15 protein-coding genes and 1 tRNA gene are annotated in these 14,191 nt (G+C 67.1%); 8 read left to right on the forward strand and 8 right to left on the reverse strand.

Annotated elements, in window-relative coordinates:
- The first annotated feature begins 18 nt into the window (after nt 1-18).
- The 3 genes from OXS31_RS01985 to OXS31_RS01995 all read left to right on the forward strand — a co-directional run bounded on the left by OXS31_RS01985 (nt 19) and on the right by OXS31_RS01995 (nt 3,400).
- Nucleotides 19-948: a LysR substrate-binding domain-containing protein gene (locus OXS31_RS01985; RefSeq protein ID WP_267397678.1), complete on the forward strand. Its 930-nt coding sequence runs from the start codon at nt 19-21 to the stop codon at nt 946-948.
- Nucleotides 949-1,109: 161 nt separating this feature from the next.
- A complete protein-coding gene (locus OXS31_RS01990; RefSeq protein WP_037006627.1) occupies nt 1,110-3,080 on the forward strand; it encodes a methyl-accepting chemotaxis protein in 1,971 nt (656 codons plus the stop codon).
- Between the two features lie 128 nt (nt 3,081-3,208).
- The gene (locus OXS31_RS01995) at nt 3,209-3,400 is read left to right on the forward strand and encodes a hypothetical protein (protein WP_027597468.1); all 192 of its coding nucleotides are present in this window, start codon (nt 3,209-3,211) and stop codon (nt 3,398-3,400) included.
- Here the strand turns inward: OXS31_RS01995 and OXS31_RS02000 are convergent.
- Nucleotides 3,397-4,887, reverse strand: a complete 1,491-nt coding sequence (locus OXS31_RS02000; protein ID WP_267397683.1) for a YifB family Mg chelatase-like AAA ATPase — start codon at nt 4,885-4,887, stop codon at nt 3,397-3,399. The two genes, OXS31_RS01995 and OXS31_RS02000, sit on opposite strands and share 4 nt — an antisense overlap.
- 63 nt (nt 4,888-4,950) lie before the next feature.
- Nucleotides 4,951-5,250 (reverse strand): accessory factor UbiK family protein, encoded by a 300-nt coding sequence (locus OXS31_RS02005; RefSeq protein ID WP_027597470.1) that lies wholly within the window; start codon nt 5,248-5,250, stop codon nt 4,951-4,953.
- A gap of 393 nt (nt 5,251-5,643) precedes the next feature.
- Here OXS31_RS02005 and glnK point away from each other — a divergent pair, with 393 nt between their 5' ends.
- The 4 genes from glnK (at nt 5,644) to sutA (ending at nt 8,367) form a co-directional block, all read left to right on the forward strand.
- Complete coding sequence (glnK, locus tag OXS31_RS02010) at nt 5,644-5,982, forward strand: P-II family nitrogen regulator (protein ID WP_003096476.1); 339 nt, start codon at nt 5,644-5,646, stop codon at nt 5,980-5,982.
- Between the two features lie 48 nt (nt 5,983-6,030).
- Nucleotides 6,031-7,371 carry an ammonium transporter gene (locus OXS31_RS02015; protein WP_027597471.1) on the forward strand — a complete coding sequence of 447 codons (1,341 nt, stop codon included), beginning with the start codon at nt 6,031-6,033 and terminating at the stop codon, nt 7,369-7,371.
- Between the two features lie 172 nt (nt 7,372-7,543).
- Nucleotides 7,544-7,963: a secondary thiamine-phosphate synthase enzyme YjbQ gene (locus tag OXS31_RS02020; protein ID WP_007159806.1), complete on the forward strand. Its 420-nt coding sequence runs from the start codon at nt 7,544-7,546 to the stop codon at nt 7,961-7,963.
- Between the two features lie 71 nt (nt 7,964-8,034).
- A complete protein-coding gene (sutA, locus tag OXS31_RS02025) occupies nt 8,035-8,367 on the forward strand; it encodes a transcriptional regulator SutA (protein ID WP_007159805.1) in 333 nt (110 codons plus the stop codon).
- A 263-nt stretch (nt 8,368-8,630) separates the two neighbouring features.
- On the opposite strand, the gene OXS31_RS02030 is transcribed toward sutA, so the two are convergent.
- Both OXS31_RS02030 and OXS31_RS02035 read right to left on the reverse strand, forming a co-directional pair.
- Nucleotides 8,631-8,966, reverse strand: coding sequence for a hypothetical protein (locus OXS31_RS02030; protein ID WP_007159803.1), 336 nt, complete (start codon nt 8,964-8,966; stop codon nt 8,631-8,633).
- Between the two features lie 210 nt (nt 8,967-9,176).
- Entirely contained in the window at nt 9,177-9,389 is a 213-nt protein-coding gene (locus OXS31_RS02035; protein ID WP_267397789.1) for a hypothetical protein, read from the reverse strand.
- Between the two features lie 305 nt (nt 9,390-9,694).
- Here OXS31_RS02035 and OXS31_RS02040 point away from each other — a divergent pair, with 305 nt between their 5' ends.
- Nucleotides 9,695-10,033, forward strand: coding sequence for a cupin domain-containing protein (locus OXS31_RS02040; protein WP_108581609.1), 339 nt, complete (start codon nt 9,695-9,697; stop codon nt 10,031-10,033).
- A gap of 187 nt (nt 10,034-10,220) precedes the next feature.
- Here the strand turns inward: OXS31_RS02040 and OXS31_RS02045 are convergent.
- From OXS31_RS02045 to OXS31_RS02060, 4 genes are all read right to left on the reverse strand, one after another.
- Nucleotides 10,221-10,296 (reverse strand) — tRNA-Phe (locus tag OXS31_RS02045).
- Nucleotides 10,297-10,382: 86 nt separating this feature from the next.
- Nucleotides 10,383-10,655 (reverse strand): oxidative damage protection protein, encoded by a 273-nt coding sequence (locus tag OXS31_RS02050; protein WP_027597475.1) that lies wholly within the window; start codon nt 10,653-10,655, stop codon nt 10,383-10,385.
- Entirely contained in the window at nt 10,652-11,716 is a 1,065-nt protein-coding gene (gene mutY / locus OXS31_RS02055; RefSeq protein ID WP_267397790.1) for an A/G-specific adenine glycosylase, read from the reverse strand. The genes OXS31_RS02050 and mutY overlap by 4 nt, the downstream gene beginning before the upstream one ends.
- Nucleotides 11,713-13,938 carry an AsmA family protein gene (locus OXS31_RS02060; protein WP_027600690.1) on the reverse strand — a complete coding sequence of 742 codons (2,226 nt, stop codon included), beginning with the start codon at nt 13,936-13,938 and terminating at the stop codon, nt 11,713-11,715. The genes mutY and OXS31_RS02060 overlap by 4 nt, the downstream gene beginning before the upstream one ends.
- Nucleotides 13,939-14,191 lie beyond the last annotated feature (253 nt).

Genomic DNA, 14,191 nt, shown 5'->3' on the forward strand with positions numbered 1-14,191 from the left:
CATCCATGAGTCAGAGTCATGCCCGACGTCCCCTCGCGGCTGCCGCCGCTGTATGCCCTGCGCGCCTTCGAGGCCGCCGCTCGCCATGGCTCCTTTACCCGCGCGGCTCAGGAGTTGTCGCTGACCCAGAGTGCGGTCAGTCGCCATGTGCGGACGCTGGAAGAGACCTTTGGCTGCCGCCTGTTCGAGCGCGCCGGCCGTCAGCTGGCGCTGACCGAGCCCGGCAAGCTGCTCCTGCCGGGCCTGAGCGAGGGCTTCGAGGCGCTGGCGCGGGCCTGCGGCAATCTCGCCGTGGCCGAGGGCACCCTGAGACTCAAGGCGCCCACCACCCTGTCGCTGCGCTGGCTGCTGGCGCGGCTGGCGCGCTTTCGCCAGCTCAGTCCGCAACTGGACATCCAGCTCACCAGCGTCTGGATGGCCAGCGACCGGGTCGACTTCGTCCACGAGCCCTTCGATTGCGCGGTGCTGCTCGGTGATGGCCGCTTCCCGGCGGACTGGGAGGTGGTGCCGCTGTTCGAGGAGTGGCTGGTGCCGGTCTGCTCGCCGGCCGCCGCGCGTGAAGGCGTCTGGGACCCGGCGCGCCTGCAGCGCGAAGAGCTGCTGCATCCCACCTTCGACCGCCGCGACTGGCGCCGCTGGCTGCAGGCCATGGGCCTGACCCAGGCGGTGCCCCTGACGGGTGGCCAGGTGTTCGACACCCTGGAGCTGGGCATGGCCGCTGCCGCGCGGGGCTACGGGGTGTCCATCGGCGATCTGGTGATGCTGGCCGAAGACGTGGCGGCCGGACTCATCGCCTTGCCCTGTCCCGAGGCGGTGGCCAGCGGCGATGCCTATTACCTGGTCTGGCCGCGCAATCGCCGGGGGCAGGCGCGCTTTCGCCAGCTGGCTGACTTCTTGCAGCGCGAAGTGGCGTCCCAGAGCCTTCCGGAGGTCATTCGCCATAAATAAGGCGCCAGACTGCTGTCATTGGCTTTAGTTCATCGTACCTCTGCCGATAAGATAACAGTTAACCCCTAAGAAGACCGCCCTAGAGCGGTCGGTCGCCTGATATAGCCCTTGCCCTCAAATTCGTACTGCCCTACAGGGATGTAGGCGCTTTGGAGCCCCCTATGGTCATTTCCCCGCGTCGTAGTATCGCCCGACAACTTGCCTTGGCCCTCAGTCTGGTACTGATTGTCGTGATCGCCGGCAGCTGTCTGTTCGCCCTCCATGCCCTGAGCGTGTCCATCGAAGGCACCCAGCGCAAGCACCTGGGCAGCGAGGCCCGACTGCTCTCCGATCAGCAGCAGACCTTTCTCAGCACCCTGAAGATCAGCACCCAGCGCCTGGCCAACCTGTTCGAGCGCCGCTTCGATGGCGGCCTGAGCCTGGCCGGCGAGCGACTGCCCCTGGGCAGCGCCACGGCCCCCGCGCTGCTGTTCGCCGGTCAGGCGCTGAACAGCGACTTCAGCCAGGTCGACGACTTCACCCGGCTGACCGGTGGCGTCGCTACCATCTTCGTGCGCGATGGCGACGACTTCACCCGTATCACCACCTCGCTGAAGAAGCAGGACGGCAGCCGCGCCATCGGTACCCAGCTCGATCGCAAGCACCCGGCCTATGCCGGTCTGCTGCAGGGCCAGAACTACGTCGGGCGCGCCCAGTTGTTCGGGCGCTCCTACATGACCCAGTACACCCCGGTCCGCGACGGCGCCGGCAAGGTCATCGCCGTGCTCTTCGTCGGCTTCGACTACACCGACGCCCAGGCCCAGCAAATGGCCCAGCTGACCCAGCTGCGCATCGGCGAGACCGGCTCCTTGGCCCTGCTCGACGAGCAGGGCAACTGGCTGGTGCCGCCGGCCAATGCCAAGCAGGCCAACGAGCTCCTCGCCGCCCTCAAGAACGATCCCAAGCAGCACGAACACACCTGGCAGGACGGCAACGAGGACTTCCTCAGCGTCAGCGCGCCGGTCGCCGGCGAAGGCTGGACCGTGGTCGCCACCCTGCCCAAGGCCGAGCTGGACGCGCCGGTGCACGCCGTGGGCCTGCGCCTGGCCATCGGCAGCCTGATCGCCCTGGTGCTGGCGGTACTCGCCTCGGTCGTCCTGTTGCGCCACAAGCTGAAGCCGCTGGGCCAGTTGGTGGAGCGGGCCCAGGCACTGGGTCGCGGTCAACTCAGCGTGCGGGTCGAGGCGCGCAGCCACGACGAGATCGGCGAACTCGCCCGGAGCTTCAACCAGATGGCCGATGCCCTGGCCTCCACCGTCGAGCAGGTCCGTGGCTCTTCGCGCGCGGTCACCGAGCGCTCCCAGCAACTGAGCCAGCTGTCCGACCAGACCCTGAGACGCTCCGCCGAGCAGTCCAGCCAGATCGACAGCATGGCCAGCGCCGTGGAGGAATTCAGCGCCACCGCCCAGAACATCGCCGACGGCATGCAGCGCACCGAGCGTCTGGTGCAGGAAAACGCCCAGCAGACCCGCACCGGTACCCAGGCCATGCAGGGCGCCTCGGGCGCCCTGGAGCAGATCGCCGATTCCCTGGCCAGCACCGCCGAACTCATCAAGGGCCTGGACGGCCGCTCCCAGCAGATTGGCGGCATCATCGGCGTTATCAGCGGGATCGCCGAGCAGACCAACCTGCTGGCGCTCAACGCCGCCATCGAAGCCGCGCGGGCCGGTGAGCAGGGCCGCGGCTTTGCCGTGGTCGCCGACGAAGTCCGGCAGTTGGCCGGTCGCACCAGCGAAGCCACCCGCGAGATCTCGCAGATGATCGGCGCGGTGCAGGGCGAGACCCAGCGCGCCATGGGCGCCATCGATGAAGGCAATCGCCTCATGGAGCAGGGCCTGGCGCGCAACGCCGACGTGGCCCAGGCGCTGCGCAGCATCGACCAGCAGGTCGCCGAGGCGGTGGAGCAATTCTCCGGCATCGCCCAGGCCACCGCCGAGCAGAGCACCACCGCCACCGCCCTGAGCCGCAACATCCAGGCGATCGCCGTGGACAACGCCGCTCAGCGCGATGCCGCCGAGGTGCTGGCCGGTACCGCGGGCGAGCTGCGTCATCTGGCGGAAGACCTGAGCGCCGAAGTTGGGCGCTTCAGCTGACCGGACCTTTCCGGCAGCAGCGAAAGGGAGGCTCAGGCCTCCCTTTTTCATTCCTGCGCACCTTGGCCCTTGCCTGGCCGCAATACTCTGACTACTGTATGCAAATACAGTATAAGAGGAGGGGTGTCATGGGCGTATCCAACGAGGCGGTGCAGGCCGTCGAACGCATGCTGACCACGCTGCGGGCGGAGCGGGACGACTATCGCGAGCTGGCCCACCAGTGGCGGGCCATGTGCTTCGAGCTGGCGCAGGAAAACCAGGCGTTGCGCGATCGCCTGCAGGAGCCGCCACGCCACTACGGCCCGCCTGCCGGCGCCTAGTGACTCGCCCGATACTGCAGGGCTTCCGCCAGCTGCGGTCGCTGGATCTCGTCCTCGCCGGCGAGATCGGCCAGGGTACGGGCCACCTTGACCACCCGGTGCAGGGCGCGCAGGGACAGATTCAGGCGTTCCCCCGCACCTTCCAGCCAGCGCTGATCGGCCTCGCCAAGGGCACAGACCTGGTGCAGCTGATCGAGACCGAGCAGGGCGTTGGGGCGACCCTGGCGCGCCAGCTGGAGGGCGCGGGCGTCGGCCACCTGGCGTGCGGCCTCCGCCGTGGTGAGTTCGCTGACCATTGAAGCGCCCAGGCGCAGGTGCTCGCGGGCCACGGTCAGGTGCAGGTCGATACGGTCCAGCAACGGACCGGAGAGCTTGCCGCGATAGCGCTGGATCTGCTCCGGGCTGCAGCGGCAGCGGCCGCTGGGATCGCCCAGATAGCCGCAGGGGCAGGGATTCATCGCCGCCACCAGCTGGAAGCGCGCCGGAAAGCGCACCCGCTCCCGCGCCCGGGCGATGACGATCTCGCCACTCTCCAGGGGCTCGCGCAGCACCTCCAGCACCTTGCGATCGAATTCCGGCAACTCGTCGAGAAACAGCACCCCGCGGTGGGCCAGGGTGATCTCGCCGGGACCGGGACGGCTGCCACCGCCCACCAGCGCCGGACCGGACGCCGAATGATGCGGCTGGCGAAAGGGTCGCTGCGGCCAGTGTTCAAGCGGCTCGGGGCCGGCCACCGAATGGATGGCGGCCACCTGCAGCGCCTCTTCTTCGTCCAGGGGCGGCAGCAGTCCCGGCAGGCGACTGGCGAGCAGCGTCTTGCCGGTTCCCGGTGGGCCGGCCAGCAGCAGGTTGTGGGCACCGGCCGCGGCCACCACCAGGGCGCGCTTGGCCGCCTGCTGGCCCTGGACCTCGGCGAGATCGGGATAGGGCAGCGGGGTGCGCAGCAGGCCGCTGGGCTGATAGGGGGCCAGTACGGCCTGGCCACTCAGGTGACCGGCGAATTCCAGCAGGTGATCGACCGCCAGCACCCTGAGGCCACTGGCCAGGCAGGCTTCCTCGGCATTGGCGCGGGGCACCACCAGGATCCGCCCGGCGGCCCGGGCCGCCAGCGCTGCGGGCAGCACGCCGCGCACCGCCCGCACCGCGCCCGACAGGGCCAGTTCACCCAGGCACTCGTAGCCGTCGAGGCCCTGTGCCGGCAACTGCCCGCTGGCGGCGAGAATGCCGATGGCCAGGGCCAGATCGAAACGCCCGCCGTCCTTGGGCAGGTCGGCGGGCGCGAGATTGAGGGTGATGCGGCGACTGGGGAATTCGAAGCCGGCATTAAGGATGGCGCTGCGCACCCGATCCTTGGCTTCGCGAACGGCGGTTTCCGGCAGCCCGACCAGGGTGAGGGCGGGCAGGCCGTTGGCCAGGTGCGCCTCGACGACCACCGGCGGCGCTTCCACGCCCACCTGGGCGCGGGTATGAACGAGGGCAAGCGACATGATCTCTCCTTGATCGTGATTCGCCAGACTCAGGGCTGCACCATCCTGGCGCGCCCTTGGGGATCAGTCGGCGGGCGCGACGTCCGTGGCCGGGGTAACCGGCGGCTTGACCTCGGCGGTTTGCGGCTTTTCCAGCTCGGTGAGGCGCGCTTCGAGGGCTTCCAGGCGCGCACGGGTGCGGGCCAGCACGGCCATCTGGGCATCGAATTCGTCGCGGCTGACCACATCGAGCTTGCTCAGGGCGCCTTGCAGCAGTGCCTTGAACTGGCTTTCGATCTCGGCCTTGGGCAGCGGCGAGTCCTGACCGAACAGCCGGCTGGCCTGCTGAGTCAGGGAATCGAACAGCGAACGGGTCGTGGACATGGTTATCCCCTGCAATGGATCAAAGCTCGAGTGTAGCACAGCGGGCTTCCGGCCCTCCGGCAGCGGCCTTGCACCGCTTTGGTGCCAACCCCGGCCCAGAGCTGTTCGCTGTTGGTGCAAAGTCCTGCCCGCAGGGCCAAGTCCTGCCCCTTCAGGAGGCGCGCCAGCCGGGCTGGCGCTCGAAATCCGTACGCCTTCACAAACCTGGCAAGCTTTCTGCTACTGCCGATGCAGAGACGGGCGTCAGAGGGCGCCTGGGGTGGAGGCGCGCTCTGGCCGCTTCTGCCGTGACCGCGGCGATTACCACGCCAACGGTTAAACAGACGGTCACTGCGCTAGACTTGGACCGGGGTTTGTTTTCCTGGGGCCAGTCAACTCAATCGGGAGAAGTTCATGAAACTAGTCACCGCCATCATCAAGCCGTTCAAGCTCGACGACGTGCGTGAGTCGCTGTCCGAGATCGGTGTGCAAGGCATCACCGTTACCGAGGTCAAGGGCTTCGGCCGTCAGAAGGGCCATACCGAGCTCTATCGCGGCGCCGAATACGTCGTCGACTTCCTGCCCAAGGTCAAGATCGACGTCGCCATCGCCGACGATCAGCTCGACCGCGTCATCGAGGCCATCACCAAGGCCGCCAACACCGGCAAGATCGGTGACGGCAAGATCTTCGTGGTGAATCTCGAGCAGGCCATCCGCATCCGCACCGGCGAAACCGACACAGACGCCATCTGACGCCTTAACCGACCGCCCAACCCCACACGAGCCCCAGGAGAAACAACGATGACTCTGCGCACCTACGCAGGGCTAGGAGCCCTCATGTCTTTCGTAGCGCTGCCGGGCCTGGCCATGGCCCAGGAAGCGGCTGCGGCACCAGCCATCAACAGCGGGGATACGGCCTGGATGCTGGTCTCGACGGCCCTGGTGCTGTTCATGACCATCCCGGGTCTCGCGCTGTTCTACGGCGGCATGGTGCGTGCCAAGAACGTCCTCTCGGTGATGATGCAGTGCTTCGCCATCACCGGTCTCGTCAGCATCCTGTGGATGGTCTACGGCTACAGCCTGGCCTTCGACACCACCGGCATGGAGAAGGGCGTCACCAACTTCAATTCCTTCATCGGCGGTCTGGGCAAGGCCTTCCTGTCCAGCCTGCAGCATGATGCCGTGACCTCGGCCACCGCCCTGTTCCCAGAAAGCGTCTTCGTCACCTTCCAGATGACCTTCGCCATCATCACCCCGGCGCTGATCGTCGGTGCCTTCGCCGAGCGCATGAAGTTCTCCGCCATGCTGGTCTTCACCGGCCTGTGGTTCACCTTCGTCTACGCCCCCATCGCCCACATGGTCTGGAGCGGCGACGGCGGCCTGATGTGGGACTGGGGCGTGCTGGACTTCGCCGGCGGCACCGTCGTGCACATCAACGCCGGTGTGGCCGGTCTGGTCGCGGCCCTGGTCCTGGGCAAGCGCAAGGGCTATCCCACCACTCCCATGGCGCCGCACAACCTGGGCTACACCCTGGTCGGTGCCGCCATGCTGTGGGTCGGCTGGTTCGGCTTTAACGCCGGTTCCGCCGCCGCCGCCAACGGCACCGCCGGCATGGCCATGCTGACCACCCAGATCGCCACCGCCGCTGCCGCCCTGGGCTGGATGTTCGCCGAGTGGATCACCCACGGTAAGCCGAGCGCCCTGGGCATCGCTTCCGGCGTGGTCGCCGGTCTGGTCGCCATCACCCCGGCCGCCGGTACCGCCGGCCCCATGGGCGCCCTGATCATCGGCCTGGCCGCTGGCGTGATCTGCTTCTTCACCGCCACCAGCCTCAAGCGCAAGCTCGGCTACGACGACTCCCTGGACGCCTTTGGCGTGCACGGCATCGGCGGCATCGTCGGCGCCCTGCTGACCGGTGTCTTCGCCGCTCCGTCCCTGGGTGGCTTCGGCACCGTCACCGACATCGGCGCCCAGCTGTTCATCCAGTTCAAGGGCGTGGCCTTCACCATCGTCTACACCGGCATCGTCACCTTCGTGATCCTCAAGGTACTGGACGTGGTCATGGGTCTGAGAGTCAACGAAGAAGAGGAAACCGTAGGTCTGGACCTCACCCTGCACAACGAGCGTGGCTACAACCTGTAAGCCACCACTCTGGAAAAAGGCGCCGCGAGGCGCCTTTTTCATGTCCGCCATACGGCTGGAACAACCGCCATCCTGCTGTGTCTAGACTGCACGCAAGCGGTGTGCAATCACCGCTTTGCTTTTCCGATCGTCGCGCTAGAATGCGCGCCCAGTCAGTCGGCGGGGGTTGTTCATGTGGCTGCAGCGGAGCTTTTCCCTGCGCGCGCGGGCGCGTGGTTTCCATCTCGTCACCGCTGAGGTGCTGGAGCAGCTGCCCGAGCTTGGCGAGTGCCGGATCGGCCTGCTGCACCTCTGGCTGCAGCACACCTCGGCCTCGCTGACCATCAACGAGAATGCCGATGGGGCGGTACGCCGCGACTTCGAGCGGTTCTTCAACCAGTTGGTGCCCCAGGGGCAGGCCGGTTACGAGCATGACTACGAAGGGCCGGACGACCTGCCTGCGCATTTCAAGAGCAGTCTGCTCGGCTGCAGCCTGAGTTTGCCGGTCCAGGCGGGTCGCCTGGCCCTGGGAACCTGGCAGGGCATCTACCTGGGCGAGCATCGCGACCAGGGTGGCGCACGGCGACTGATCGCGACGCTGCAGGGCGAATAGCCAGGAATTTTTTTTAGGAGGCCGCGTCAAAACGCGCGGTCCGATTTTGCCAAAGTGTGTGGAGGCGGTTTATGAGCGACGAAGATCTGGAGCAGGACGACCTGGAGACAGGCGCGGAAGAAGAGGGCGATAACGAAGACTTCGCTGCCGCAACCGACGACGCCGAGCAAGAGGAAAGCGGGGACAGCGAAGCGCCCGCGTCCGGGAGCAAGGCCAAGAAGAAGCGTGAAGCCGAGCCCGAGGAATTGCCTTCGGTGGAAGCCAAGCAGCGCGAGCGGGATGCATTGGAAAAGGCCATGCAGGACTTTCTGGCCCGCGGTGGCAAGGTGCAGGAAATCGACGCCAATGTGGTCGCCGATCCGCCGAAGAAGCCCGACAGCAAATATGGCAGTCGTCCCATCTAGGACCGTGCCATACCGCCTTCGAAACCCCGCCTCGGCGGGGTTTCGTCTATCTGGCGATCACAACAGCGCCATCACCATGATGAAGCCGGTGAAGGCTGCAGCCATGGTCGCAAGGCAAGCCATGCAGATTACATCATCTCTCTCATACATGTTGGCAGCGCCCTAAAGCCTAATGGGTGATGGCATTCTGCTCCTCTGGCAAACATCTCCCTGTGTGGCTCATCGCAAAAGGCCATCATCTCGCCGTCGTGATGCCAAGCAGTTCACCAATGGCGCGGGGGGCCGTAATAGGGACGGGGTTCATAGGCCGGCTGGTAGGGGTAGTAGCCCGGTGGCGCCGGCCGCCAATGGGGCGCGGCATAGCCGGGCTGCGGATAGGGCTGGTAATAGCTATAGGGATAGCGATCCCTGCGGTAATAGGGGTGGTGCCGGTGATGCCGTCGAAATTCGCCCGCCGGCAGGAATTCGCCGCCCTCGGCGACGGCTGCGGGGCCGCCTGCCCAGGGTTGCCCACGCTCGGGGCCCTCGTAGGCGGCGGCCAGGCCGCTGGCGGTCAGGGTGGCGGTCAACAACAGAATCAACGACGCTCGCGATGCCATGGTGCTCTCCTCGCGGCGCTCGATGGGCCGCGTCACCATGAAACACCTTTGGCGGTCAGCGGACGTCAGGCCAGGTAAAGGTCTGGTAAGGCCGCCCGTGGGCTCAGGCCCAGTCCAGGCCCTGCATGCCCACGGCGACGATGAGCGCCATGGCCAGCAGGCCGATGCCGCACATCAGGATGGTCAACTCCAGTTGATCCAGGCGCCGCTTCATCCCTGCCACCAGTGCCATAGGGTAAAGCCGATCAGCGCCATGACCAGGCTGAGAAACAACCGGTTCAACCAGAGGCTGACGCCACTCAGGAGTCTGAGCCAGAAGGGTGCGGCGGGCTCGACGGCGAGCGGGCCGGGTTGAGCGACGGCGTCCTGGGGGAGAGCGCCGGGCAGAGCGGGAGCGACGAGGGGAAGCGAGGGAATGGGCATGCAGCGAGCGCCTCCGTGCGCCTGGTGCGGAGTCCAGCTGACCACAGCGGTCAGCCAAGGTCGAGCGGCGCCCTGGACAGGCTGCCACTGCTGCGATCGATCATCGCCGAAATCACCTACAGCCGGGAAACGACCTCCTGAAACCGTCGGGCGGATCGCACTCCTGACCGCAAATAGCCGCGGACCCGGTGGCCTGGCCGCGGGCTCCGAGTGCGGAGGAGCCCTGCGCGGCTTGAGCGCCCGTGCGGACCGGTGCAGGCTGGATGACCTCGGCGCCCTGGCGCCAGCCCCGTAGGGAAAACGTCATGAGCAATCTGTTTCGCGACCTGCCCGATGCCTCCGCGGCCGAGGTGTTCACGGCCCTGCTGGAGCGGCCTGGCTGTCGTATAGAGCGGATCGTCTCCCAGGGCCAGACGACGCCGGCAGCGGCGCCCTGGCGGCAGGCCCATGAGGAATGGGTGCTGCTGCTGAAGGGCGCCGCGCGGATCGCCCTGGAGGGGCGGGAGGTGGCACTCGAACCGGGCGATACGCTGTTCATCCCGGCTGATGTCGAGCACTGGGTGACCTACACCGATCCCGCGGTCGCCACGGTGTGGCTGGCGATCCATCTCGGTGCGGTGGACGGGGCTCCAGCACCCGCGTGAGCAGGGCGGCACCGAACTCTTCAGGCCAGGCGCCCGCAGCGCGGGTCGTTGCAAAGACGTTCTGGGCGGCAGGGAAGGGACGCGCCCGGGGTTTGGACGCGAGCGGGTAGGAATCGCAGGCACAAAAAAACCGGCGCTAGGCCGGTTTCTCTGATTTCCAGATCCCGCAGGATCCGGAAGCTTGTCTTGGTGCCCAGGGACGGAATCGAACCGCCGACACGGGGATTTTCAATCCCCTGCTCTACCAACTGAGCTACCTGGGCAACGGGGCGCATTAAAAGCGTTTCTCGACCTTGTGTCAACAGTGAGCCCAAAAAAATTTAGATTTTTCGGGCGCTTAGCCGTCGACTCAGGCGCTGGGGGGTACGTAGCCCTCGGCCTGGGCGTAGTCTTCACCGGACAGGAACTTGTCCATCTCGGCCTGCAGGAACTTGCGATCCTCGGTGTTCATCATGTTCAGCCGACGCTCGTTGATGAGCATGGTCTGGTGCTTCTGCCACTCTTCCCAGGCCTGCTTGGAGACGTGCTGATAGATGTCTTCGCCCTTGGCGCCAGGATAGGGCGGACGATCGAGGCCAGGCAGCTCCTGCTTGTGCTTGCGGCACATCACGGTGCGGGTCATGCGGGTTCTCCTTTGAGCGCCTGCTCGGCGCGCTTGAGCAGTTTCTGCACCGGGGCGGCAAGGCCCAGGCGCGGCGGGGAGGCGAGGTTATACCAAAGCCAGTCGCCCTCGGCCACGCGGTGCTGGCGGTGGTCCACCTGGACCAGCCAGGGTTCGATGGCCAGCTGGAAGTGACTGAAGGTGTGCACCAGGCCGGGCAGCGCCTGGCGTTCGTCGATGACCAGGCCCTGGCGTTCGGCGAGGGCTTCGAGCTCGGCCACGTCGGCCACCTCCGGCGGGCCCCAGAGACCGCCCCAGAGACCGGTCGAGGGGCGGCGCTGCAGCAGCACGGCGTTGGCGTCGTTGACGAACAGCGGCATCAGCGTCTGCCGCTGGGGCAGCGTCTTGCGCGGCTTGGGCGTGGGAAACTCGGTTTCCTGGCCCAGCAGGTGGGCGCGGCAGCCCAGCTTGACCGGACACAGCAGGCAACTGGGCTTGCTGCGGGTGCAGAGGGTGGCGCCCAGGTCCATCATCGCCTGGGTGTAGGGGCCGACCCGCTCGCGGGGCATCAGCCGGTCGGCCACGTCCCAGAGGCGGCGGGCCACGGCGGGTTCGCCGGGATAGCCGACGGTGGCGGTGTAGCGGGCCAGGACGCGCTTGACGTTGCCGTCGAGAATCGGCGCGCGGATGCCCATGCTCAGGCTGGCGATGGCGCCGGCGGTGGAGCGACCGATGCCGGGCAGCTCGGCCAGGGCCTCGACGCTACGGGGAAATTCGCCGCCATGGCGCTCGACCACGGTCTTGGCGGCCTTGTGCAGGTTGCGCGCGCGGCTGTAGTAGCCAAGACCGGTCCAGAGGTGCAGGACCTCGTCTTCCGGGGCGGCGGCCAGCGCCTCGACGGTGGGCAGCGCCTGCATGAAGCGATCGAAATAGCCCAGCACGGTGGCGACCTGGGTCTGCTGGAGCATGATCTCCGAGACCCAGACCCGATAGGGCGTCACGGCCTGTTGCCAGGGCAGATCCTTGCGACCGTGCAGGTCGTACCAGGCCAGCACGGCGGTACCAAAGTCGTCATCAGTCATCGACGTTGCAACAGCCCTCGGATGGCGTTCTGGATGTCGGGACTGATCTTATCACCGAGCTTCTCTTCGATTTTTTCGTTCAGACGATTGCCGGCGGCGCGGGCGACGATCTGGCCCATCGCTTCGCGATCCAGGCGACAGGCCTTGGCGCCCAGTTCCAGGGGGCCGCGGCACTGCAGGGGCCACTCGATGTCGGCATAGCGCTCGCCGACCTGGCAACCGGGGTCGGCGGCGGCATTGGTGTCGCCCTGCACGGTGATGCCCAGGCGGTAGTCGAGACCGAGGGTGCGCAGGTCGATGTCGCCCGCGCCCTTTACCGCCAGGCCGGGCACGCTGACGCTGAGGTCCTGGTTGCGGGCCACGCCGTTGACGATGCTGAGGCTGCCGCTCAACTGGCGGAAGGGGGTGTTCTGGCCGCCATGGGGCAGCTCCAGCGGCTTGCGATTGAGCAGGGCGATGCCCTGGCACAGCTGGCTTTCGACATTGGCGTCGATCAGCTGGCCGTTGCGCAGGGCGAAGCGCGCGGTACCGCCCAGGTTGTCGATCAGGCTGCGCTGGCTGGCGCCCGAACTGCGCAGATCGGCGTCCAGGTCGAGCAGCCCTTCCACCGGCGGCTTCTGGCCCTGGGCCTGGAGGATGCGCTCCACCGGTACGCCCTTGATGCGCTCGCGGGCGGTCAGTTGCGGCTGGACGCCCCGCACGTCGAGGGCGCCCTCGGCTGCGAAGCGGCCGCCGAACAACTCGCCTTCCAGGGCGCTGAGCTGCAACTGGCCATCGGCGGCCCTGGCCTTGAGGCTGGCGCCTTCGAAGGGCAGGCGATTGAGGGTCAGGTGCTGCAGGCCGAGATCGACCTCGGCGTCCAGGCTGCGCAGGCGCTCCACCGGCAGCAGGGTCTCCTGGCTCCAGGCGTGCTGGGTCGGGGCCTCCGGCAGCGGCGAATTGCCCTGGGTGGCGATGGCATCGACCTGGGCGACCTCTTCCTGGCGTGCGCCATTGGCCTGGCGCGCCGCGGCGGCCTTGGCCGGCAGGTAGCGATCCAGGTCCAGGCGGTCGCCGCTGAGCTGGACGCGCAGGGCGCGGCGGGCGATGTCGGCTACCGCGACCCGGCCCTTGAGGGTGCTGTCGTCCAGCTGGAAATTGAAATCGTCCAGCGCCAGGGCGTTGCGGCTGGCCTGCACCTGGGCATTCATCTCGAAGCGCTGCAGGGTCTTGGCATCGGCCATGGCTGGCAATTCGACGCCGATACTGTCGAGGAAGGCGCGCAGGTCGAGGCGAGCGATGGAGACGCGCCCGGCCAGCTGCGGATCGCTTTCCAGGCCGGTGAGCTTGAGATCGCCCAGGGCCTTGAGGTCGTTGGCGGTGAGCTTGAGGCTGGTCCACTCGGCGGTCTGGGCGCGGCGGTCGACGGCCAGTTGGCCGCTGGCGGAATAGTTGACCAGCTTGCCGTTGAAGGGCTCGCCGCTGGCGTCGCCGGTCAGCTGGAGGTCGTCCAGGGCGTACTGCTGGCTGGCGGGATCGAAGCGGAATTTGCCGTTGAGCAGCACGGTGGCGTTGACCGGCGGCTGGGTGGTGCTGGCGGTGCCTGCGAGCTTGATGGGAATGGACGTGCCGGCGTAGATGGCACCGGTCTCCAGGTCGATGCCGTCGAAGGCATAGCGCGCGCCGCTGCGGGCGTCGCTGTATTCGACCCGCGAATTGCGCACGGTCAGGCTCTCGACATTGAGCTTGAGCGGCTGGCGACCCGCGCTCGGCTCGCCTGGCGCGGAGGCGCCGCCGGAGGTATCGGTAGGCGCGGCGCCCGTGTCCGCCTTGGGTGCCGGGCGGCCGATCTCGGCCCAGTTGGTGCGGCCCTGCTCATCGCGACTGGCGGTGAGGTCCAGGCCGTCGATCTTGATGTCGCTCATCTCCAGGTCGCGCCGCAGCAGCAGCGGCAGCAGGCGGACCGAGAGGATCAGCCGCTGCACCTGGGCCAACTGGCGATCCGGGGTGGCGGCGCTGGCCAGGGTGGCGTCGTGCAGTTCGACGCCCAGCCAGGGAAACAGACTCCAGCCGATGTCGCCCTTGAGTTGCAGGTCGACGTTGGCCTTGTCGCGCGCCAGTTGGCGGATCTCGTCCTTGTAGTCGTTGGGATCGACCAGGTGGGTGAGGGCGAAGCCTACGGCGACCAGCAGGAGCAGCAGGCCGACGAGGACGATACCCAGCACTTTGGCGAAAGCTTTCATGACGAGGAAATTCCTGTTCCGGCGGGCGATGGCGCGACTGGCCAGTATAGGGGCTCGGCCGGCCCCGATGACATCGAGGTGTCGGCGCTGTGACAGCAGTGGTACTCGCCCGTTTCGTCGGATGACTGATGCCGCCCGTACCCTGGTAAATCAGCAGGGCTGGCAGTTGGCCAGGGTGCGCTTTAATGTCGCGCACCTCTGGTCGGTTGGCGCCGTTTCTTTGACTCGTTTAAGGGGAAGCGTGCAGGGAATG

The sequence above is a fragment of the Pseudomonas sp. GM_Psu_1 genome (assembly GCF_026544185.1).
GTDB lineage: Bacteria > Pseudomonadota > Gammaproteobacteria > Pseudomonadales > Pseudomonadaceae > Chryseomonas > Chryseomonas oryzihabitans.

Bases quoted from the DNA above. Each gene is read 5' to 3' on its own strand.
- OXS31_RS01985 (WP_267397678.1), top strand. From the start codon at position 19: ATGCCCGACGTCCCCTCGCGGCTGCCGCCGCTGTATGCCCTGCGCGCC.
- OXS31_RS01990 (WP_037006627.1), top strand. From the start codon at position 1,110: ATGGTCATTTCCCCGCGTCGTAGTATCGCCCGACAACTTGCCTTGGCC.
- OXS31_RS01995 (WP_027597468.1), top strand. From the start codon at position 3,209: ATGGGCGTATCCAACGAGGCGGTGCAGGCCGTCGAACGCATGCTGACC.
- OXS31_RS02000 (WP_267397683.1), bottom strand. From the start codon at position 4,887: ATGTCGCTTGCCCTCGTTCATACCCGCGCCCAGGTGGGCGTGGAAGCG.
- OXS31_RS02005 (WP_027597470.1), bottom strand. From the start codon at position 5,250: ATGTCCACGACCCGTTCGCTGTTCGATTCCCTGACTCAGCAGGCCAGC.
- glnK (WP_003096476.1), top strand. From the start codon at position 5,644: ATGAAACTAGTCACCGCCATCATCAAGCCGTTCAAGCTCGACGACGTG.
- OXS31_RS02015 (WP_027597471.1), top strand. From the start codon at position 6,031: ATGACTCTGCGCACCTACGCAGGGCTAGGAGCCCTCATGTCTTTCGTA.
- OXS31_RS02020 (WP_007159806.1), top strand. From the start codon at position 7,544: ATGTGGCTGCAGCGGAGCTTTTCCCTGCGCGCGCGGGCGCGTGGTTTC.
- sutA (WP_007159805.1), top strand. From the start codon at position 8,035: ATGAGCGACGAAGATCTGGAGCAGGACGACCTGGAGACAGGCGCGGAA.
- OXS31_RS02030 (WP_007159803.1), bottom strand. From the start codon at position 8,966: ATGGCATCGCGAGCGTCGTTGATTCTGTTGTTGACCGCCACCCTGACC.
- OXS31_RS02035 (WP_267397789.1), bottom strand. From the start codon at position 9,389: ATGCCCATTCCCTCGCTTCCCCTCGTCGCTCCCGCTCTGCCCGGCGCT.
- OXS31_RS02040 (WP_108581609.1), top strand. From the start codon at position 9,695: ATGAGCAATCTGTTTCGCGACCTGCCCGATGCCTCCGCGGCCGAGGTG.
- OXS31_RS02050 (WP_027597475.1), bottom strand. From the start codon at position 10,655: ATGACCCGCACCGTGATGTGCCGCAAGCACAAGCAGGAGCTGCCTGGC.
- mutY (WP_267397790.1), bottom strand. From the start codon at position 11,716: ATGACTGATGACGACTTTGGTACCGCCGTGCTGGCCTGGTACGACCTG.
- OXS31_RS02060 (WP_027600690.1), bottom strand. From the start codon at position 13,938: ATGAAAGCTTTCGCCAAAGTGCTGGGTATCGTCCTCGTCGGCCTGCTG.